Source organism: Bradyrhizobium sp. (assembly GCF_049512235.1).
Classification (GTDB): Bacteria; Pseudomonadota; Alphaproteobacteria; order Rhizobiales; family Xanthobacteraceae; genus Bradyrhizobium.
In genome coordinates this window covers 16992-36155 of sequence record NZ_JBEKXH010000011.1, presented here as the reverse complement: position 1 = coordinate 36155, position 19164 = coordinate 16992, and the positions used below count along the sequence as shown (strand labels likewise).

The following is a 19164-nucleotide window of genomic DNA, read 5'->3' as shown; positions in this document are numbered from 1 at the left end:
CTCGGTGCGCCAGTTGGCACCCGGAATCTTGTTGATCGTAGTTTTGATGCCGATTTGCGCGAGAGACTCCTGCACCAGCACGCAGAGCGGTTCGTTGACGCCGGCAAATCCGAGATCGAACGACAGCGTGGTCTCGAAGCCGTTGGGATACCCGGCCTCTGCCATCAACGCCTTGGCCTTGTCGAGGTCGGTTGCATATTTCGTCGGCTGCGGCCACGCCACCTCGGTCGGCTGATCGGGGGCGGCGCCGAACATCGGCTTGGCCAGCCCGAACAGCACCGCATCCATGATCTTCTGATAGGGTACCGCATAGGCAACGGCCTGCCGGACCTTGAGATTGTCGAACGGCGGGTTCTTGACGTTCATGCCGAGGTACTGGATGCCGTTGGAATACGGCACCGACACGATGCTGAGCTTGCCGTCGCTCTTCAGCTCGACGAAATCCTTGTTCGGCAGATCGTAGGAGATGTCGGCATCGCCGCGCTCCAGCAGCGCGCGGCGGTTGCCGGCCTGCGGCACCATGCGCCAGATCACGCGCCTGACCTTGGGCATGGGACCACCGACCCAGGCGTCGTTGCGCTCCATGATCACTTCGGTGCCGGCGGTCCATTTTGTCACTTTGTAGGCGCCGGAGCCCGCGGTCTGCTGCTTGGTATATTCCAGGCCCCACGGGTCCTTCTCGCTGGCGTTCTTCTTCACGAGCTCGGAATTGACCACGCAGGGCACGATCACGGCGAGATCGGGAATGGTCAGGCGGTCCTTCTTGGCAAAATCGATTCGCACCGTGTTGTCGTCGACGGTGACGAACTGCTCAGGCTTGGTCAGCGAACCCGCGCCCATCTGGAAGGTGGGAAATCCGCCGACGCTGACCGCGCGATCCAGCGACCATTTGACGTCCTTGGCCGTGACCGGCGCGCCGTCGTGAAACTTTGCGCTTTTCTTCAGCTTGAAGGTCACCGACATGTCGCCGGCATTGATGTCTTCGGCGAGTTCGGGCTTGAATTTGTCGCGGTCGTAGTAGGGCACGCCGCCGGGGCCGCTCTTCATCTCGTGGCTGATCAGACGATCATAGCAATTCCACGACACTTCATAGCCGGGCACGTTGGTGCCGATGCCATGGATGTCGAGATTGTTGGGACCGCTCTCCGAGACGATCAACAGCGTCTCGGAGCGGGCGTCGGCCTTGGCGGAAGACCAGATCGCAGGCGCCGGTACCATGGCGCCAGCCGCGATCCCGGAGACGGATTTCAGAAAATCGCGGCGCTTCATCGGATGGCTCCAACGCACGGGGAATCGGCTTTGGAGAGACTTCGCAAGGTTCGTGCCAAATCTTAACGCAAACTTAACGGTGCCTTAAACACCTGATTCGGCTTCCGAAAGCGGGTTTCCCGCAGCGCTGCGCGCCCAAGAAGATTGCATACAGAGAACTGGCTTTGCCTATTGTGAGTGCAAATAGGCGCGACGCCTTTCCCCAGGCGATGGGGCGGCTGCCCACAGCCGTCGTCGGATATGATAGCCGAACAGGGCTGCTCAGCCTGTCGGCCGCGCCGATCCAGTCGAAGACTTGCGGCGCGACACCATCGCGATCGCTTCACGATCGATTTGCCGAAGGCTGACGAACAGCGCCCATGCCTTGGAAAAATCCTTGCTGTTGGGCGGAATCGCAAGCAACGCCCGCAGTGCTTCTTCAATGTCGCTGGGGCGCGGGCGAGACGCCGATCGCCCTGCCTTGAAGCCCTTCCAGCGCCCCTCGACATCGGAAGCGAGCGCGATGGCCTGTTCGGGGCTGCGCTTGCGGGCCGGCTTGGCGAGCGGGTCATCGGATGGAAACGTTGGCCATGCCGCGGGCGGATGATCGCTCCGCCAGGCCTGCTCATTTTTCAGATCGGCAATGAACGAACCTTCGGCCTGCGTCGGCTGGCCGTTTGCCTCCGTCGCGGCGGCCTCCGAGCCGGTCAGCTGCCCGGCCGCGGTGTTCCGAAACTGGCTCAGGCCGGTCTTCAAATCGTTCGGTGCAGGGGAGCTGCTCGACCCCTTCGGCAAAGAAGGCAGCGAATCGCGGGTCGAGGGGGCTACTGGATCTACTTTCGGCAGAAATCTGAGAACCTTTTTTACAAAGTCCTCCGCTTCCGGGGGTTGCGGCGGCTCGAGGTTTTCCGGACACGGCTTGTAGGTGGCATGAATTCTGGCGATCTGTTCGTTGTCGTCGATGCGCGCGATCTCGGGCTTGACCTCGTAAACAAAGGCCCGAAGTTCGCTATAGGAACCGTCTCGGTCCTTGGCCTTGACGTCGCCACAAACAAATTGGACGCCTTCCGTCTCCACGTTACGCAGTTGGTCGAACTCGGCTGAATCTGGATCAAACAGCAGACTGGACACCGCGGCGCGTGCCCTCGACTGATCCGGCTCCACATACGGCTCGACCGAATATCCGAAAATGGAGTTGTAGTAGGGATAGATAAATTCGAGGGTCAGGAATGCACCCCCGACGCCCGCCACAATCAACCACGCGATGATCTTTTTCATGGGATTGGATTGCCCGCCGCCTTTCCGGCCCCTGGCGCCCGTCGCGTATCGGCGTCACCCACCGACATCGTCACTCGCAAGGCGAAGCAATATCAGCGACCCCTGAATCAATTGATAACGCGGAGACTATTGACGGGCGCCCTGCGGCAGGTCACGACGTCGGGAACAGGCAATGGCAAGGGACTAACCGCCATCGCCGGAGTGCTCGCGCAAGCGGCCAGGTTGATCCAGAGCAAGGCATGAGCCGGTCGTGGGTCGAGCCGCGCTCGCCCGCCGCCGCCGCGGTTTCGAGGGAACTTTCCTATCGCGACCCCTTGAAGCCGCAGAAACCGCCGCCGCGCGCGATTGACGATACTGGTGGCGCAGCCGGCAATGGCCAACGCGCGCCGGTTCCAGGCTAAAAAAGCTTTGAACCTTTTGCTCCCGAAATCGACATTATCACAAGGGGATTATTGCCTGTGTACAGCCGCGCCGACCTTTCGCGGACCCAAGCTTGCGTGGTGATGCCGTTTTTGACGGCGATCGCGACAGCCGTGGCGTGGGAATTTCGGTGCCGGCTCCCGGACGGGAGATCATCAAGCCCCGCAGGCGCGGCGTTCGATGCGCGCCCTGGCCGCCGAACACAGCGGCGCCATCGATCTCCGTCGCACCGGTGTGGCGCGGCCCGGCAGTGTCGTCGCCGCAACAATTCGCCGGGCGCGGCGCGATCCGGCGCCGGAGCAACTGATCGAGCCAATTCGCGAGCTGGAGTAAACTAGTGTTGGCAACACCCGGACAGGGCGACGCTCTGGAGCGGCCGGCGAGCCTCGCCGCGCCGGGCCGCATGCGCATCGTCGGGCTGGTCCGCGCGGTGCCGATCCGCTGGCGCATCCTGTCGATTGCCGCGCTGAACTCGGCGGTGGTGCTGGTGCTTGCCGCGATGATCTGGAACGGCGCAGAGGTGCTCGCTTCGGCCTGGCAAGACGTCCGGCAGGTGCGCGAATCCGACAGGATCCTGACGCGGCTGGAAAGCGAGACCGGTCGCCTGCAGACCCTGATCCACCGCTATATCAATCAGCCGAGCCCGCAATTGTCGGCCGAGATATCGGCGTTGCGGGAGACGGTTCTCGGCACCCTCACCAAGCGCGCCTCGACCGACCCGATGCTGTCGGGATCGACCAGGAAGCTGCAGCGTGTCACCGAGCGGTTCCTCAACGGCTTCAGCGAATTGCGCGGCGTGCAGACCACCATCACGAAAACCTACGAGGATGAGGTCCTGGCCCCCGCCAGGGAAATGGCCGGGCTCTATTCGGTGATCGAAGGGGCCACCGGGCACCGCGATGCGCGGATCTGGCCGCCCCTCGGAAAATCCCGCGAGGCCTTTACCGCGATGCTGGTCGCAGCCAACGCCTACAATCTTTCGCTGGCGAGCGCGTCCGCCGAGGAAGCCCTGCGCAATACCGAGACGATCGAGAAATCCATCCCCGCGATGACCGACCTCGCCGACAACGACCAGCAGCGGGTAGCGCTGCAGCACTTGCGGTCGCGGGCCGACGCGCTGCGGCAAGGACTGGCGAAACTGTCTGCGCAACTCGTGAACCGGACCGAGCTGTTGCACAATGCCATCGACGCCAGCCAGGCCGAGGCCAGCGGCGCCATCGACGAATTGTCGGACAGCATGCGCCAGCGCGAGCAGAACGCGCAGGCGACCTTCGACCGAACGCTGAGCAACATATCGCGCAAGGTGTTCTCGATCGCGGTGATGCTGCTCGGCCTCATCCTCGCCGCCGGGGTGGTAATCGCGCTCAGCATCCGGCTGCCGCTGCAGCAGATCATGGCTTCCATGTACGCCATCACGGCGGGGGATTACGAACTCCAGGTCCAGGGGGCGAACGCCAGGGACGAGGTCGGCGCGATGGCGCGGGCGGTCGAGGTATTCCGCGAAAACGCCATCGCCAAGCGCCAGACCGAAGATGAGTTGCGCGCCTCCAAGGAGAAGGCGGAGGGCGCCCTGCTCGAACTGAACGCCGCGCAGCAAAACCTGATCGATGCCGAACGTCTGGCGGCGCTCGGCGGCCTGGTCGCCGGCGTCGCCCATGAAGTGAACAACCCGATCGGCATCAGCCTGACGGTGGCGTCCAGCTTCTCGCGCCGCGCCGAGATGTTCGAGCAGGAACTCAAATCCGACGCGCCGTTGCGGCGGTCCCAACTCGAGGAATTCGTCCGCAGCTCGCGCGACGCGGCTCAGCAGCTGGTGGCGAACCTGCATCGCGCCGGCGAACTGATCCAGTCCTTCAAGCAGGTCGCGGTGGACCGCTCGCACGCCGAGCGCCGGCCATTCGATCTGGGCGAGGCGACCAGCCAGATCGTCGCCAGCCTGCGGCCGGTCCTCAAGAGGGCGCCGATTGCGCTGTCGATCGACGTGCCCAGCCTCCTCATCGACGGATACCCGGGCTCCTATGGCCAGATTGTGACCAATCTGTTCCTCAACGCCACCAATCATGCGTTTGCCGATGGTCGCGCCGGAACGATCTCGATCTCGGCGCGGGCGCACGGCCAGGACGACATCGAGATCATTTTCGCCGACGACGGCGCCGGAATGACGCCGGACGTGCAACGCCAGGCCTTCGACCCGTTCTTTACCACCCGCCGCGACGAAGGCGGCACCGGTTTGGGCCTGCACATCGTCTATAATCTGGTCACCCAGCAGTTCGGCGGCACCATGATGCTGGATACAAGACCGGGACAAGGCACTACATTTCGCATTACTATACCCAGGGTCGCCAAAGGCGACTCCATACCCGCAGTGCCAGCCAGCGACGGGACCCTGCAATGGCCGAACAGGACGATGTCCTCCATTTGATCGAAGACTCCGGAATCGCTCCGGAGCCATCGACCGCGCGCAAGTGGAAGATCGCCGTGATCGACGACGATCAGGCGGTGCACGAAGGTACCCGCTTTGCGCTCAGCGATTACAATCTCAATGGCCAGACGCTCGAAATCCTGTCGGCCTATTCGGCGGCCGAGGGCCGGCAATTGATGCGCGCGCATTCCGATATCGCGGCCGTGCTGCTCGACGTCATCATGGAAACCGACGCCGCGGGCCTCGATCTCGTCGAATACATCCGCAACGACATCAAGAACGAGACCGTCCGCATCATCCTGCGCACCGGGCAGCCCGGCCAGGCGCCCGAGCGCCGCGTCATCGTGCAATACGATATCAACGACTACAAGGCCAAGACCGAGCTGACCGCGGACAGGCTGTTTACCTCGCTGACGGCGGCGCTACGCAGCTACCAGCAGCTCGAACGCATGGTGCAAACAAGGCGCGGGCTGGAAATCATCATCGATGCGGCATCGACCCTGTACGATTTCAGATCGATGCAGCGCCTCGCCGAAGGCGTGCTGACGCAGATCGCCTCGCTGCTCAATGTCGATTGCGCCGGCATCCTGGTACTGCGCGACGGCGGGGTGGTCAGCGACGATTTTTCCGTGCTGGCCGGCTCGGGCTGCTATAGCCGCTTCATCGGCGCGGCCGGAGCGAAATTTCTCGACCCCGAATTGCGCTCGACGGTGGAAGCCGCCTTCCGGCGGCGCAAGCATGAATTTGTCGATCAACGCAGCGTTCTCTATGTCCGCACCGGCAGCGGCCGCGAGGTCGTGGTGCTGCTGCAGGCGGAGCGGCCGCTGTCCGAAACCGACCGTTCGCTGGTCGAGATTTTCGGCAGCCGGCTTTCGATCGCGTTCGACAATGTGATCCTTTATCAGCAGCTGCACGAGGCCAACACCCGGCTCGAGGACCGCGTCGCCCAGCGCACCAGGGCGCTGATGCAGGCCAACCGCCGGCTGTCGGCGCAATGGGTGCGGCTGCAGCGCGCCAACGGCTTCAAGAACGAAATTCTCGGCACCGTCGCCCACGATCTGAAGAATCCGCTCGGCGTGATCCTCGGCCGCACCGAAATGCTGACGGAGCTGATCAGCGCCGGCGCTTCCAGCGACAGCGTCACCGCCCAGATCGAACACATCCGCGACGCCACCAGGCGCCTCACCGCGATGGTCGATCATCTGATTTCGGATGCGATGGCGGACGCCTTCGACATCTCCATTCGCCGCGAGCCGGTCGATATCGCCGCCCTGGTCGGCGAAGTCGCCGATGCCAATCAGCCGTTGGCGGTCAACAAGCAGCAGGCCATCATGGTGTCGGCGCCGCCGAATTTCGTGACCATGTGCGATACCGACCGGATTCGCGAGGCGATCGACAATCTGATCAGCAACGCCATCAAATACAGCCCGATCGGCGGCAAGATCGGGGTGGTGGTGAGCCACGAGGAACACAATACCGTCATCCGCGTCACCGACGAAGGCGCCGGCCTGTCTCCGGAAGATCTTGGCCGGCTGTTCGGCCGCTTTCAGCGGCTTTCGGCCAAACCTACCGCCGGCGAAAGCTCGACCGGCCTCGGGCTTTCGATCGTCAAGCGCATTATCGACATGCATGGCGGCGAGGTGATCGCCGACAGCGCCGGCCCCGGACAGGGATCCACCTTCACGATCCTATTGCCGGCGACAGAGATCCAGATGCCATGACCCAGGCCCAGCATATTTTCATCGTCGACGACGAGGCGCCGGCCCGCGAAATGGTCGGCGAGTACCTCAAGATGCACGGCTTTGGCGTCACGCTGTGCGACGGCGGCAAGAGCCTGCGAGAACAGATCGAAAACCGCATGCCCGATCTGGTGGTGCTTGATCTGAACATGCCGGAAGAAGACGGGCTGTCAATCATCCGCGATCTGAAGGGCCGCGGCAATGTCCCGGTCATCATGCTGACGGCGACCGCAAGCCCGATCGACCGCGTGGTCGGCCTCGAACTCGGCGCCGATGATTACATCGCAAAACCCTGCGAACTGCGCGAACTGATGGCGCGGATCCGCTCGGTGCTGCGGCGCACCGCGCCGGCGCGGCAGCCGCCGGCCGGCCCCGCCGCTGCGGAGGCGAGAGTAACCCGGGAGCAGCTGGTGCGGTTCGGCACCAAATGGCTCGACCTGGAGGCGCAGGCGCTGCGCGACGAGGAGGGCAACGAGCATCCCTTGACCGCTTCCGAATTCGGCCTGCTCAAGGTGTTCGCGGCCAATCCGAAGCGGGTGCTCTCGCGCGAGCGCCTGCTGGAACTCGCCAACGCCCGCGACGCCGAAGCCTTCGACCGCGCCGTCGACCTGCGCATCATGCGCATCCGCCGCAAGATCGAGATCGACCCGACCAAGCCGGCGGTGATCCGCACCATCAGGGGCGGGGGATATCTGTTTTCGCCGGTCGGCGAGAAGGGGTGATGGGGGGCGGCAGGACGCCAGCGCAGGACGACGCCGGCGCAGCAAGCCGCGATAGCCCTGAGGCGCGTGCTGCATCCGCGGCAGCGGCGCGTTCCCTCGCCCCGCCCTTCGCTGTAACCTCATTGCGCCACGGCGAAGAAGGCCGGTTTGAACCGCGAAAGCCTGTACAAGGCGCTCGGGGAGACCGGCAATCCCGAATTCGGGACCGTCATGCGCATTGATCGTGCCCTGGGTCTAACCCTATCAGCGCGCCGCGTGGCGAATGGACAGACGTCAAAGCGGCGCGGGGTCGCGTGAGACAGGGGCCTCTGATCGGGTGACGAGCTCGGGCTGGAGAGGCGGGGAGGCGGCCGCCGGCGCGGATCCCAGCAGATCGGCCAATTGCTGCGGCGGCACCGGTTTACTGAACAGATAGCCCTGGATCTCGTCGCAGGCGTGATCGCGCAGAAATGCCCGCTGTTCGATGGTCTCGACGCCTTCGGCAACGACCGTCATCCCGAGCGCCCTGCCCATGCTGATGATCGCCTGAGCGATCGCCTGATCCTCGGGATTGGTCTCCAGATCACGAACAAAGGAGCGATCGATCTTGATGGTGTCGATCGGAAAGTGCTTCATCAGGGACATCGACGAATAGCCGGTGCCGAAATCGTCGATCGCAAGACGAATGCCGCGGCTCCGAATCGCGTCCAGCATCTTGACCGCCCGTGGAACGTTGCGCATCACCATGCTTTCGGTGACCTCCAGTTGCAGCAGCACCGCAGGCATGCCGCTTGCCGCCAGCGCTTCGTCGACATCGCGCAGCAGCAGTTCGTCGGCGAACTGCCGCGGCGAGAGATTGACTGCCATCGATATCGGCCGCAACCCATGGCGTTGCCAAGCCATGTTCTGCGCGCAGGCTTCGTTCAAGACCCAGCGGCCGATCGGGACAATCAGACCGGTTTCTTCGGCCAGCGGGATGAAATGCGCGGGCGGCACGACACCGAGATCGGGATGCGTCCAGCGCAACAGCGCCTCAACTCCGGTTATGTCACCGCTCGCCATATCCACCTTCGGCTGGTAGTGCAGCGCGAACTGGTTGCGTTCCAGCGCATGGCGCAAAGCCGTTTCGAGCGTCAGTGTCTCGATCGACCGGGTTTTGGCTTCGCTGCTGCAGAAGCGGAAGCGGTTCTTGCCGTCTTCCTTGGCGTGGTACATCGCGATATCGGCATTCTTGGTCAGCGTCTGCTCATCGGCGCCGTCCGTGGGGTACACCGCGATGCCGATGCTGGCCGTGGTGTGGCATTCGTGGCCATTCAATTGCAAAGGCTGGCTGAGGACGTCCAGCAAGCCGCCGGCGGCACGCTCGATGCCATCGATATCTGCGGCTTCATTGAGGATCACGACGAATTCGTCGCCGCCCAGGCGAGCGACGACGTCGCTGGCACGTACGCCATGTCGCAGCCTGCGGGCGACCTCGACCAGCAAGGCGTCGCCGGCTTCATGACCCAGCGAATCATTGATGATCTTGAACCTGTCGAGATCGATGAACAATACCGCAAACCGCCGATCGTAACGCCGCGCGGCCTCGATCGCAAAATGCAAGAGTTGGCTGTACATCGCGCGATTGGGCAATTGGGTCAGGCTGTCGTGGGTGGCGAGATACTTGATCTGCTGATCGGCGCGCGCCTTTTCGTCGGCCTGATCGAAATTCGAAAGCGCGAATGAGACGTTGTCGGCCAGCCTTTGCAGCAGGCTGATCAACTCCGCAGTGAAGGCGCCAATATGGGTCGACTGCACGAAAAACAGCCCGAACGACTTGCCGTCCTTGATCAGGGGGATTGCCGTCGCAGACCGAACACCCAAAACCCGGAGCCGCTCGCGAAAGCGCGTCAGCCGTGGATCTGCCAGGTAGTCATTGCTGACACTGAACCTCCCCGATTTGAAGGCGATTTCGCCAAGAGACCGGTTCTCTTCTTCCGAATCGCAAATAGGGGTTCGTGCGCCAATCTCGTTCGCCTTGGCAACGCCACCCGCGGCGACGACCCGGAGAAATCCACCGCCGGGCTCAACCAGCGAGATATGATTGAATATCGACCTGTCACCGAGCACGGCCGCGGCGCAGACGAGGTCGCAAAGCTCTTCCCTGGTCTTGGCCCGGATGATCGCCTCGTTGGCCGCGCTGAGCGCGGCGAACATGCGGGCCATGCGCTCGCGCGCGCGTTCACGCTCGAAATGATCGAGCGCAAAACCAACGTTCTCCGCCATCCTTTCCAGCAGGCGGATGATTTCGTCGCTGAGGGCATTGGGCTGATCGAGGTAGAACAACATCGCGCCGATGCAGGACCCCTGTCGCTTGATCGGGACCGCGGCCGCCGACCGAATGCCAATGCGCATGGCTGCTCCGCGCCAACGCCGCAAACTCTCATCATTGATGTAGTCGTCGGTCACGAAGGGCCGGCAGGCCCGAAAGGCGGACGCGGCAAGCCCCTGGCCCTCGTCCGAATCTCCATCCGTTGAGCATATCGCTGATCGAAGCGCTTCGACGCCCGTTCCGGCACCGGCAACAAACTTCAATTGATCGCCCGGTTCGGCAAGCAGCAGGCCGGCGCCAAGCAACTTGCCGCCAAACACCGCCGCGTCGCAAACCTTTTGATGGAGCTCGTCCTCGGACGTGGCGCGCAAAATAGCTTCGTTCGTCGCGCTTAGTGCCGCAAACATCCGCTCAACATTCGGGGTCGAATTCATCAGGTGCCGCGCGCTTCCGCTACCGCCGGGGCCTCAAGGTGTGCTTTGGGACCCTAAACGACGGTAATGATACGAGGTCAACGGCGGGTGAACGCACCACAGCAATAATGAGCCACTGCCAGCAACCAGGTAGAATTACGGTGAAATTGATCAGCGGCACGCTGGCCGCGGATTGATCTTTCGCGAGCAGGCGGCGCGCTGGTGGGGAAGCCGATTGATACGGCTTATGCCATGGACGAGCCCATCGAATGGGGAATGTCGAAGATACCGGTGATCGACCGCAAGTTCCGGGATCGCCAAGGCTATCCTGTTGAAATCATAAGAATTTTATCCCGAATTGTTTCGTCGCCGGCGGTACCATGAAATAATTCTCCTGCGGCACGAAACCATTTTCCCCCTGGCGTGCAGACGTCCCGAAACCGTGGCTGATTAACACTTTCCCCCAACGGAGCGCCGCGGAAGCGGTGACAGGGGAGTTAGTCATGCAGAACGTCGTGGCCATCAACGCCGCAGCCGAACAGGGCATCATCACGGCCCAGGCGACCTCGGACGAAATGCTGCTGGACAGCATTGCCGATGGCGACCGAACATCGATGCACGTGCTCTACTCCCGCCACAATGTGCGGGTTTACCGTTTCATCCTTCGCATGGTGCGGGATACCGCCCTGGCGGAAGATCTCGCCAGCCAGGTCTTTCTCGACGTCTGGCGAACCGCCGACCAGTTCGAAGGCCGTTCGCAGGTTTCCACCTGGCTGCTTTCGATTGCCCGCTTCAAGGCGCTGACGGCGCTGCGCCAGCGCCGGCACGAGGACATCGACCAGGAGGAGATGCTGGAGATTGCCGACCATGGCGAGACCCCGGAGGCCTCGCTGGACCGCAGCAGCACCAGCGCCATTCTGCGCGCCTGCGTTGCCAAACTGTCGCCGGCGCACCGCGAGATCATCAACCTCGTCTACTACCACGAGAAGTCGGTGGAAGAGGTCGGCAAGATCATCGGCATCCCGCCGAGCACCGTGAAGACCCGTATGTTCTATGCCCGCAAGCAACTCGCCGAATTGCTCAAGGGCGCCGGTATCGACAGCCTTGCGGCGTGAGATCGAATTAACAAAGCGTTAATTATTTCTGATGCAATTTGAAGGCGAAAGCCAATCTGACCTGCAGCCGGTGCAGGCCACGAAGTAAATGAAACAATCGACGACATCATGGGGAAAACTTCGGCTGTCATGGTGACCGTGCGTAGCTGATCATACATCTTCCAACCTCCCAAGGACCTCACGACCCGGACGGGATGCCCCCCTCCGGGTCGCTTTGCGTTCGCAGGCTCCGCGGCGCTCGGGATGCCTCACGAACACGTGACGCAACCGGGGCCCGCCCCTTGCGAAGCACAATTGAGAACCCGCGCATGGCCGCAGGGCGCAAAGCCCCAGGTCCGGATCGCCATACAGGCGGTACCAATGTCATGTCCCGCGTGGTAACGTTCGCCGCCATAGCGGCGACGGGTGGCGTGAGATGTTCGAGGGCTGGGAAGCCGTGGTGTTGGCCCGGGCGCAGTTCGCCTTCACGATGTCGTTTCACATCGTGTTTCCGGCCTTTTCGATCGGGCTCGCCAGTTATCTGGCGGTGCTCGAGGCGCTGTGGCTGTGGACCGGGCGCCAGGTCTTCATCAACCTGTTCCATTACTGGCTGAAGATCTTCGCGGTCGCGTTCGGCATGGGCGTGGTGTCGGGGATCGTGATCTCCTACCAGTTCGGCACCAACTGGTCGGCGTTTGCCGACAAGGCCGGCCCCATCATCGGCCCGCTGATGGCCTATGAGGTATTGACCGCGTTCTTCCTCGAAGCCGGTTTCCTCGGCGTGATGCTGTTCGGGCTCGAGCGGGTCGGCCACAGACTGCATTTCCTGGCCACCCTGATGGTCGCCACCGGCACGCTGTTTTCGGCATTCTGGATTCTTTCGGCCAATTCCTGGATGCAGACGCCGACCGGCTACGCCGTCAACGCCGACGGCCAGTTCGTCGCCGCCGACTGGCTCAAGGTGATTTTCAATCCTTCGTTTCCCTACCGTCTCGTGCATATGGTGCTGGCGGCCTATCTCACGACCGCGCTGGTGGTCGGCGCCGTCGGCGCCCTTCACCTGTCGCGCGATTCCCGTCTGCCCGGTCCCCGGGTGATGTTTTCGATGGCGATGTGGATGGCGACGCTGGTCGCGCCGGTCCAGATCCTCGCCGGCGATCAGCAGGGGCTCAACACGCTGGAGCATCAGCCCGCCAAGGTGATGGCGATGGAAGGCCATTACCAGAGCCATCCCGACGGCGCCCCGCTGATCCTGTTCGGGCTGCCCGATCAGGCCGCGGGCAAGGTCGATTACTCAATCGAGATCCCAAAACTGTCTTCGCTGATCCTCAAGCACGCGATCGATGCGCCGCTGGCCGGGCTCGACACCGTGCCGCGCCAGAACTGGCCGCCGGTGCCGATCCTGTTCTGGTCGTTCCGGATCATGGTCGGATTAGGCTTTCTGATCATGGCGCTCGGCCTATTCAGCCTGTGGCTGCGTTGGCGCGGCGCGCTGTACGATTCCAGGCTGTTGCAGATTTTCGCGATGGCGATGGGCCCGGCGGGCTTCATCGCCGTGCTGGCGGGCTGGTTTACGACCGAGGTCGGCCGCCAGCCCTTTTTGGTCTATGGCCTGCTCCGCACCGCCGACTCGGCTTCGCCGCTCGCCGCGCCCGCGGTGGGTTCTTCGCTGATCGCCTTCGTCGTCGTCTATTTCATCGTCTATGCGGCAGGCCTGACCTACCTGTTCCGGCTGATGGCGCAGCCGCCGCAGCATGGCGAACAGGGACCGAGCGGCGATGCCCCCTCCCGCGCCGCGGGCATCACACCCGCGGTTGGCGTGGCCGTGGAAGGGCCTGCCCGATGACCGCCAGCATCGACCTTGCGACCCTCTGGGCGTTCATCATCGCGTTCGCGGTCTTCGTCTATGTGGTGATGGACGGTTTTGATCTCGGCCTTGGCATCCTGTTTCCTTTGTTTCCCGCGAAATCCGATCGCGACGTCATCATGAACAGCGTCGCGCCGGTCTGGGACGGCAATGAAACCTGGCTGGTGCTCGGCGGCGGCGGGCTGATGGCGGCATTTCCGCTGGCTTACGCGGTGCTGATGCCGGCGCTCTACACCCCTGTCGTGGCGATGCTGATCGGCCTGGTGTTTCGCGGCGTCGCCTTCGAATTCCGCTGGCGGACGACGCAAAGCCAGCGCAATCGCTGGGATGTCGCGTTCGCCGGTGGATCGATGCTGGCGACGCTGGCGCAGGGCATAGCGCTGGGCGCCATCCTGCAGGGCGTGCATGTCGAGGGACGGCACTATGCCGGCGGCTGGTGGGACTGGCTGACGCCGTTCAGCATCCTGACCGGTCTCGCGCTGCTGGTCGGCTACGCGCTGCTCGGTGCGACATGGCTGGTGCTGAAGACCGAAGGCGAGCTTCGCGACAAGGCCTACCGCCTGAGCTGGTCTCTCTTGTTCGCGATGCTGGGTGCGATCGGCGCCGTCAGCATCGCCACGCCGTTCCTCCACATCCAGTATTCGGAGCGCTGGTTCTCCTGGCCCAACGTCATCCTGACGGCGCCGGTGCCGATCGCCGTTGCCGGCGTGGCCGTGCTTTTGTTGCGCAGCCTCGCGACCCGGCAAGACTCCCGGCCCTTCTTTCTGACGCTGGCCCTGTTCGCTCTGTCCTATGCCGGCCTTGGCATCAGCATGTATCCCTATATCGTGCCGCAGAGCATCACCATCTGGCGGGCGGCGGCGCCTGAGACCAGCCAGATCTTCATGCTGTTCGGCATCGCGGTGCTGGTGCCGCTCATTCTCGGCTATACCGGGTGGGCCTATTGGGTCTTCCGCGGCAAGGTAAGGGCCGGGAGCGGGTATCATTGAAGCCGCCGGCACAAAAACCGCGGCCGCTGGGGCAGCGGCTGTTGTGGTTCGCGGCCCTTTGGCTCGGCGGCGTCGCCACCGTGGCCATGCTCTCGCTTGGCTTGCGGCTCTGGATTGCGCCCAAATGAGGTTTTCAGGACGGCAAAAAGTGAAACCCTTGCAGAGAAATAGCCGGGCTGCTTGCCATCGCGCCGGCCCTGGGATTTGATCGCCGCGGTGATTTGGCAACCGGTGGTCCTTACGGCGCCAACAAGAGAGGTTTGCATGATCAAATATCGACGCCTGATCTGGGTGATGATGGCCGCGGGCAGCCTGACGCTTGCGGCCACGCGGGGCTACGCCCAACAGCCCGATGTTGGCGACCAGCCGGGACTGCTGCCCGATGACTCCGTGCAACTGGACCCCGAATACCAGAAGCAGATGGTGTATTACCGCAGCACCGAGGCGCCCGGAACCATCATCATCTCGACCGCGGAGCGCCATCTCTATCTGATCCAGGGCAGCGGCCGGGCGCTGCGCTATGGCATCGGCGTCGGCCGCGACGGATTTCAATGGCAGGGACTTCTGAACATTTCCAAGAAAGCGGAATGGCCGGACTGGACGCCGCCGCCTGAAATGATCGCGCGCCAGCCCTATCTGCCGCGCTTCATGGCCGGGGGCCCCGGCAACCCGCTCGGCGCCCGCGCGCTCTACCTCGGCGCCACCGTCTATCGCATCCACGGCACCAACCGGCCGGATACGATCGGCACCGCCGTGTCATCGGGCTGTTTCAGGCTGGTCAATGTCGACGTCACCGACCTCTACGATCGGGTTCCGGTCGGCACCAAGGTGATCGTGAAGCAGAAGCCGGAACTGTAACGGCGAGCGCCTTCACCGCCGATCCATTTTTTTTCTGATGATTGCGAAAGACAAAGTCATGCGGACATTCGGAGGCGGCCTGCTGATCGGGCTGGCGGTCGCAGTCGCGGTTGCGGCTGCCGCCATCACCTATGAACGATATGACACGCGAACCCTGAAACGAACGATCCGGCGCGGCGAGGTGCTGTGCGGCGTCAACAAGGGCCTGCCGGGCTTCTCGATTCCCGACGACAAGGGCAACTGGACCGGCTTCGATGTCGATTTCTGCCGCGCCGTCGCGGCGGCCATTTTCGACGACCCGACCAAGGCAACATTCATTCCGCTCGACGCCAGCGAACGTTTCAGGGAGCTGCAGAACCGGAAAGTGGATATCCTCTCGCGCAATTCGACCTGGAGCATGTCGCGCGAGACCTCCTACGACCTTTATTTCCCGGCGGTGGCCTATTATGACGGTGAAGGATTCATCGTGCCACGGGCGAGAAACGTCGATTCCGGGCTGCAGCTCGACGGCAGCAAAGTTTGCGTGCAGTCGGAAACCACCACAGAACTCAACCTCGCCGATTATTTCCGCGCCAATAACATGAAATACGAAGCGATGAAGTTCGGCAAGCTGGAAGATGTCATCAAGGCCTATGATTCCGGCATGTGCGACGTGTTTACTGCCGACGTATCCCAGCTCTATGCGCTGCGGCTCAACCTTTCCAAGCCGGGCGACCACGTCATCCTGCCCGATGTGATCTCCAAGGAGCCGCTCGCGCCGGTGGTACGGCAGCGCGACGATGACTGGATGATGATCGTGAAATGGACGTTGTACGCGATGATCAACGCCGAAGAACTCGGCGTTACCTCAAAGAACATCGACGAGGCGCTGAAGTCGAAGAAGCCGGACGTGATGCGGCTGGTCGGAACCGAAGGCGCCTACGGCGAGGAACTCGGGCTGACCAAGGATTGGGCGGTGCGCATCATCCGCCACGTCGGCAATTACGGCGAAGTCTACGAGCGCAATGTCGGCTCGGGATCCAAGCTCAGCATTCCCCGCGGCCTCAATCAGCTCTGGAGCGCCGGCGGCATCCAGTACGCGCCGCCGATCAGGTGAGATCAAAAAAAAGCAGCGTCATTCCGGGATGCGGCTTCGGTCGGCTGAGGCCGACCGGAGGCGCAGACCCGGAATCTCCAGATTCCGGGTTCGCTTCGCGCCCCGGAATGACGGCAAAAATCTCAATAGCCCTTCATCCTTGCCAGCTGATCGGCATGAAAGTTGCTGTCACCGAACAGTTCCTGGCAGACCCGCGCGCGCTTCATGAAGAAACCGATGTCGAACTGGTCGGTCATGCCCATGCCGCCGTGCATCTGCACGCCTTCCTGAACCGCGGAGGTCGCGGTTGAACCGGCGCGGGCTTTGGCAACCGCCACCGCTGCCGCGGCATTTGCGAAATCGCCATCCAACGTCTGCAGCGCCTTCAAAACCGCCGCGCGCGTGATCTCGATCTCGATGTAAAGCCGCGCGGCACGATGCTGCAGCGCCTGGAATTCACCGATCAACTTGCCGAATTGCCTGCGCTCCTTGAGGTAGGAGACGGTGCGGTTAAACACCTCCTCGCTGAGCCCGACCATTTCCGAAGCCACCGCGCCACGGCCGATATTGAGCACCCCTTCCAGCAAGCCGCGGGCTTGATCGACCTCGCCGAGCACGCCGTCGGCATTGACCTCGACATTGTCGAACACGATTCGTGCCGCGTTGTGCGAATCCACCATCGCCGTGCGCTCGGTCGCGATGCCCTTGCTCCTGGGATCGACCAGGAACAGCGTCAGGCCGAGGCCCTCACCGGCGTTGCCCGCGGTGCGGGCCGCCACGATCAACAGATCGGCGGTGTGCCCGTCGACCACAAAGGCCTTGTCGCCCTGAAGCCTGAAACCATTGCCGGAACGCAGCGCCTGCATCCCTGTCATTAGCGGGCGATGCTTGGCGCCCTCGTCGATGGCCAACGCGGCCAGCAGCGAGCCATCCGCGATCTTCGGCAGGTACTGGGATTTCTGTGCGGCGCTGCCACCGCGCGACAGAGCGGAGGCCGCGAGCACGGCGGTCGCAAGAAACGGCGAGGGCATCAGGGTGCGGCCGATTTCCTCCATCAGCACGCCGGCCTCGACGCAACCCAGGCCGCCGCCGCCAAACTCTTCGGGGATCAGCAATCCGGCAAATCCCATCTCCGCAAAAGTCCGCCACAGGTCCCGGGAAAATCCGGCCGCATCCCTGGCATCGCGCAACTGCCGCAGATGCGACACCGGCGCCTTGTCGCCGATCAGACCGCGCGCGCTGTCCCGCAGCATCGATTGTTCTTCGGTGAGGACGAGGGCCATTTGGAGGGTTTCCGGGTTTAGAGGTTTTCGGTCATTCCGGGGCGATGCGGCAGCATCGAACCCGAAGTCTCCAGATTCCGGGTTCACGCTTCGCGCGCCCCGGAATGACAGCTGTTATGAGGCCCGCACCCTCAAGCCCCGGGCAGATCGATGATGCGCTTGGCCACGATGCCAAGCATGACCTCGCTGGTGCCGCCCTCGATCGAGTTGGCCTTGGTGCGCAGCCAGGCGCGCGGCCGGGCGCCGCCTTTCGAGCGCTCGCTCTCCCATTCCAGCGCATCGATGCCGCCCGCGGACATCAGGATCTCGTAGCGGCGCTTGTTCAGCTCGGTGCCGTAATACTTCATCGCCGAAGAAAACGCCGGATGGGCCTGGCCGGCCTTGGCCAGATCGACGGCGCGCTCGGCGGCACAAGCGAGCGCCGCCTCGTCGATCTCGAAGGTGGCGATCTCACAGCGCAGCATCGGATCCTCCAGACGGCCCTGCTCGTCGGTGCCGACGGCATCGGCGGCGACCTGCCCGAGCGGCCGTCCGACACCGCGCTCGCCCATGCCTGATATCATCGCGCGCTCGTGCTGCAGCAGGTATTTTGCGACATCCCAACCGCGATTGACGGTGCCGACCACGTTGGCCTTGGGAACGCGAACGCTGTCAAAGAAGGTTTCGCAGAACGGCGAGCGGCCGGAAATCAACAGGATCGGCTTGGTCGAGACCCCCTTGGAGGCCATGTCGAACAGAATAAAACTGATGCCGTCATGCTTCTTGGCGGTCGGATCGGTCCGCACCAGGCAGAAGATCCAATCCGCATGATTGGCGTAGGAGGTCCAGATCTTCTGGCCGTTAATGATAAAGTCGTCGCCGTCGCTGTCGGCGCGGGTCTGCAAGGAGGCGAGATCCGATCCGGCGTTCGGCTCGGAATAGCCCTGGCACCAGCGGATCAGGCCGGCTGCGATCTTGGGCAGATGCTCCTGCTTCTGCGCGTCGGTGCCGTATTTCAGCAGCGCCGGGCCCAGCATGGAAATGCCGAAGGAGACCAGCGGCTGGCGCGCGCCGATCGCGGCCATCTCCTGGCGCACGATTTTTGTCTGTTCCGGGTCGAGGCCGCCGCCGCCGTACTCCCTCGGCCAATGCGGCACGGTCCAGCCCTTGTCGCGCATCCGCTCGAACCAGACGCGCTGCGGCTCGGAGGAGAATTTGGTGCTGCGGCCGCCCCAGAACGTATCGTCTTCCGAGGTCATCGGCCGCCGCATTTCGGGCGGACAATTGGTCTCCAGCCAGGCGCGGGTTTGGTGGCGAAAACTTTCCGGATCGGACATGGCGTTTCCATTTCGGCGGACCTGATGCGGTTTGCGCGCAACCGGTCGATCTTGTTCGGCGGACCTTAACGGCGATATCGTGAAATTCAACATGTCTCTGACGCATGCCTCGGCGTTGCAGGATATGGTAGGGCTAGCTGCGCTCCGGCG

The 19164-nt window shown here is 63.1% G+C and carries 16 protein-coding genes and 1 pseudogene; 12 read left to right on the top strand and 5 right to left on the bottom strand.

Features of this window, described 5'->3' with window-relative positions:
- Together ABSG20_RS02200 and ABSG20_RS02195 are read right to left on the bottom strand one after the other, a co-directional pair.
- On the bottom strand, positions 1 to 1269 hold a 1269-nt coding region (locus ABSG20_RS02200; protein WP_423862835.1), incomplete at its 3' end, for an ABC transporter substrate-binding protein.
- A 261-nt stretch (positions 1270 to 1530) separates the two neighbouring features.
- Positions 1531 to 2526 (bottom strand): hypothetical protein, encoded by a 996-nt coding sequence (locus ABSG20_RS02195; protein WP_423862834.1) that lies wholly within the window; start codon positions 2524 to 2526, stop codon positions 1531 to 1533.
- Between the two features lie 600 nt (positions 2527 to 3126).
- Between ABSG20_RS02195 and ABSG20_RS02190 the strand changes: the two genes are divergently transcribed.
- The 5 genes and pseudogenes from ABSG20_RS02190 to ABSG20_RS02170 all read left to right on the top strand — a co-directional run.
- Positions 3127 to 3279, top strand: coding sequence for a hypothetical protein (locus tag ABSG20_RS02190; protein WP_423862833.1), 153 nt, complete (start codon positions 3127 to 3129; stop codon positions 3277 to 3279).
- 70 nt (positions 3280 to 3349) lie between these two features.
- The gene (locus ABSG20_RS02185; protein ID WP_423862840.1) at positions 3350 to 5368 is read left to right on the top strand and encodes a sensor histidine kinase; all 2019 of its coding nucleotides are present in this window, start codon (positions 3350 to 3352) and stop codon (positions 5366 to 5368) included.
- A complete protein-coding gene (locus ABSG20_RS02180) occupies positions 5338 to 7089 on the top strand; it encodes an ATP-binding response regulator (RefSeq protein ID WP_423862832.1) in 1752 nt (583 codons plus the stop codon). The genes ABSG20_RS02185 and ABSG20_RS02180 overlap by 31 nt, the downstream gene beginning before the upstream one ends.
- Positions 7086 to 7829, top strand: coding sequence for a response regulator (locus ABSG20_RS02175; RefSeq protein ID WP_423862831.1), 744 nt, complete (start codon positions 7086 to 7088; stop codon positions 7827 to 7829). Before ABSG20_RS02180 ends, ABSG20_RS02175 begins: the two co-directional genes overlap by 4 nt.
- A gap of 141 nt (positions 7830 to 7970) precedes the next feature.
- Positions 7971 to 8126 (top strand): annotated as a pseudogene (locus ABSG20_RS02170) (helix-turn-helix domain-containing transcriptional regulator); the annotation flags it as partial.
- On the opposite strand, the gene ABSG20_RS02165 reads toward ABSG20_RS02170, so the two are convergent.
- Positions 8103 to 10526, bottom strand: a complete 2424-nt coding sequence (locus ABSG20_RS02165; RefSeq protein WP_423862839.1) for a bifunctional diguanylate cyclase/phosphodiesterase — start codon at positions 10524 to 10526, stop codon at positions 8103 to 8105. The pseudogene ABSG20_RS02170 and the gene ABSG20_RS02165 overlap by 24 nt on opposite strands.
- 228 nt (positions 10527 to 10754) lie before the next feature.
- On the opposite strand from ABSG20_RS02165, the gene ABSG20_RS02160 reads away from it, so the two are divergent.
- The 7 genes from ABSG20_RS02160 to ABSG20_RS02130 all read left to right on the top strand — a co-directional run bounded on the left by ABSG20_RS02160 (position 10755) and on the right by ABSG20_RS02130 (position 16436).
- A complete protein-coding gene (locus ABSG20_RS02160) occupies positions 10755 to 10916 on the top strand; it encodes a hypothetical protein (RefSeq protein ID WP_423862830.1) in 162 nt (53 codons plus the stop codon).
- A 119-nt stretch (positions 10917 to 11035) separates the two neighbouring features.
- Positions 11036 to 11647, top strand: a complete 612-nt coding sequence (locus ABSG20_RS02155) for a sigma-70 family RNA polymerase sigma factor (RefSeq protein WP_423862829.1) — start codon at positions 11036 to 11038, stop codon at positions 11645 to 11647.
- Positions 11648 to 12062: 415 nt separating this feature from the next.
- Positions 12063 to 13472, top strand: coding sequence for a cytochrome ubiquinol oxidase subunit I (locus ABSG20_RS02150; RefSeq protein WP_423862828.1), 1410 nt, complete (start codon positions 12063 to 12065; stop codon positions 13470 to 13472).
- Entirely contained in the window at positions 13469 to 14482 is a 1014-nt protein-coding gene (gene cydB, locus ABSG20_RS02145; RefSeq protein WP_423862827.1) for a cytochrome d ubiquinol oxidase subunit II, read from the top strand. Before ABSG20_RS02150 ends, cydB begins: the two co-directional genes overlap by 4 nt.
- Positions 14479 to 14610 (top strand): DUF2474 domain-containing protein, encoded by a 132-nt coding sequence (locus ABSG20_RS02140; protein WP_423862826.1) that lies wholly within the window; start codon positions 14479 to 14481, stop codon positions 14608 to 14610. The genes cydB and ABSG20_RS02140 overlap by 4 nt, the downstream gene beginning before the upstream one ends.
- A gap of 136 nt (positions 14611 to 14746) precedes the next feature.
- A complete protein-coding gene (locus ABSG20_RS02135) occupies positions 14747 to 15340 on the top strand; it encodes a L,D-transpeptidase (protein ID WP_423862825.1) in 594 nt (197 codons plus the stop codon).
- A gap of 58 nt (positions 15341 to 15398) precedes the next feature.
- On the top strand, positions 15399 to 16436 hold the full coding sequence (locus tag ABSG20_RS02130) for an amino acid ABC transporter substrate-binding protein (protein WP_423862824.1): 1038 nt from the start codon (positions 15399 to 15401) through the stop codon (positions 16434 to 16436).
- Between the two features lie 122 nt (positions 16437 to 16558).
- Here the strand turns inward: ABSG20_RS02130 and ABSG20_RS02125 are convergent, their stop codons facing one another.
- Together ABSG20_RS02125 and ABSG20_RS02120 are read right to left on the bottom strand one after the other, a co-directional pair.
- Positions 16559 to 17698 carry an acyl-CoA dehydrogenase family protein gene (locus tag ABSG20_RS02125; RefSeq protein ID WP_423862823.1) on the bottom strand — a complete coding sequence of 380 codons (1140 nt, stop codon included), beginning with the start codon at positions 17696 to 17698 and terminating at the stop codon, positions 16559 to 16561.
- 131 nt (positions 17699 to 17829) lie between these two features.
- Positions 17830 to 19014 carry an acyl-CoA dehydrogenase family protein gene (locus tag ABSG20_RS02120; RefSeq protein ID WP_423862822.1) on the bottom strand — a complete coding sequence of 395 codons (1185 nt, stop codon included), beginning with the start codon at positions 19012 to 19014 and terminating at the stop codon, positions 17830 to 17832.
- Positions 19015 to 19164 lie beyond the last annotated feature (150 nt).

Excerpts from the sequence above, each read along its gene's own strand:
- ABSG20_RS02190 (WP_423862833.1), top strand. The coding sequence starts at position 3,127 with ATGCGCGCCCTGGCCGCCGAACACAGCGGCGCCATCGATCTCCGTCGC.
- ABSG20_RS02135 (WP_423862825.1), top strand. The coding sequence starts at position 14,747 with ATGATCAAATATCGACGCCTGATCTGGGTGATGATGGCCGCGGGCAGC.
- ABSG20_RS02120 (WP_423862822.1), bottom strand. The coding sequence starts at position 19,014 with ATGTCCGATCCGGAAAGTTTTCGCCACCAAACCCGCGCCTGGCTGGAG.
- ABSG20_RS02195 (WP_423862834.1), bottom strand. The coding sequence starts at position 2,526 with ATGAAAAAGATCATCGCGTGGTTGATTGTGGCGGGCGTCGGGGGTGCA.
- cydB (WP_423862827.1), top strand. The coding sequence starts at position 13,469 with ATGACCGCCAGCATCGACCTTGCGACCCTCTGGGCGTTCATCATCGCG.
- ABSG20_RS02185 (WP_423862840.1), top strand. The coding sequence starts at position 3,350 with ATGCGCATCGTCGGGCTGGTCCGCGCGGTGCCGATCCGCTGGCGCATC.
- ABSG20_RS02155 (WP_423862829.1), top strand. The coding sequence starts at position 11,036 with ATGCAGAACGTCGTGGCCATCAACGCCGCAGCCGAACAGGGCATCATC.
- ABSG20_RS02150 (WP_423862828.1), top strand. The coding sequence starts at position 12,063 with ATGTTCGAGGGCTGGGAAGCCGTGGTGTTGGCCCGGGCGCAGTTCGCC.
- ABSG20_RS02130 (WP_423862824.1), top strand. The coding sequence starts at position 15,399 with ATGCGGACATTCGGAGGCGGCCTGCTGATCGGGCTGGCGGTCGCAGTC.
- ABSG20_RS02125 (WP_423862823.1), bottom strand. The coding sequence starts at position 17,698 with ATGGCCCTCGTCCTCACCGAAGAACAATCGATGCTGCGGGACAGCGCG.
- ABSG20_RS02175 (WP_423862831.1), top strand. The coding sequence starts at position 7,086 with ATGACCCAGGCCCAGCATATTTTCATCGTCGACGACGAGGCGCCGGCC.
- ABSG20_RS02180 (WP_423862832.1), top strand. The coding sequence starts at position 5,338 with ATGGCCGAACAGGACGATGTCCTCCATTTGATCGAAGACTCCGGAATC.
- ABSG20_RS02165 (WP_423862839.1), bottom strand. The coding sequence starts at position 10,526 with ATGTTTGCGGCACTAAGCGCGACGAACGAAGCTATTTTGCGCGCCACG.